At 47.4% G+C, this 1,084-nt stretch carries 1 protein-coding gene; it reads left to right on the forward strand.

Annotation, left to right across the window (positions count from 1 at the left end; translation table 11 throughout):
- On the forward strand, positions 1-714 hold a 714-nt coding region (locus KDK18_RS02460), incomplete at its 5' end, for an EF-P lysine aminoacylase GenX (protein ID WP_257252947.1).
- Positions 715-1,084 lie beyond the last annotated feature (370 nt).

The following is a 1,084-nucleotide window of genomic DNA, read 5'->3' on the forward strand; positions in this document are numbered from 1 at the left end:
TCTCTGGGTCGAGTATTCCGTAATGGTGAAGCGGGTGGGCGGCACAATCCTGAATTCACTATGCTTGAATATTACCGGCTTGGCATGGATCAGCATCAATTAATGGATGACATGACATTACTGTTGTCGTCAGTCACAGCCTTTAAAGAGGTAAAAAGAGTCAGTTATGGGAAAGTCTTTCAGGAAAAACTGGGGCTGAATCCTCACGGCGCATCGGATGAAGTGCTTTCTGCTCTGGTTCAAAAACACGTAGATAAGGGACTGTCAGGTCTGGGAAGAAATGACTGCCTTGATCTGTTGTTTTCAAATAGGATTGAGCCTGAGCTGGGCCTCGGCAGGGCCGGTGAGCTTAATGGCGTTTACGTCTACGACTACCCAGCCAGTATGGCCGCCCTGGCCCGGCTTCATACGAATGATCAAGGTGATCAGGTGGCTGCGCGATTCGAGCTTTTTACTAACGGTGTTGAACTGGCCAATGGTTACCATGAACTGACCCATGCCGAAGAGCAGCAAACGCGTTTCCGGACAGAGCAAATTAAACGCAAAGAACAGGGTAAACCTGTTTACCCCTACGATCATCGTCTTATTGAAAGCCTGAGGTCAGGTATGCCCGATTGCGCCGGCGTTGCCATAGGACTTGATCGTCTCCTGATGTTAATGCTGAACAAAAAGAAGATTGCGGATGTCGTTGCGTTCGATTTTTTCAGGGCCTGAACAAGCAGCTCGTAAGGTAAGATTACAAACGTCATTCGACGCTGGAATCATTGTGTATTTATATGACCAGCAATGAGTATTAGGTATTAATCCCCTATTGTAATAGTAGGTTTCGGACGTATAATTCGATCCACTTCTTCGGCGCAACATTCCATTGTTAACAGGCAGCAGTGCAGTCAATAAAATATTGATTGACAGTTTGGTTTAGCGATGTAAAATGCGCCGCCGCTGAACAAGAAAAGCAACGCTGATTAAGTATGGGCGTCTGCCAGTTTAGCGAGTTGAAAAGTGGCTTTAACTCTCTGGTAGAGACAGCGCTTGACAACGACCGGCGCCAAGGTAAGATGAGCGCCTCGCTGAACGGCACTGA

It is taken from the genome of Endozoicomonas sp. SESOKO3 (assembly GCF_024606255.1).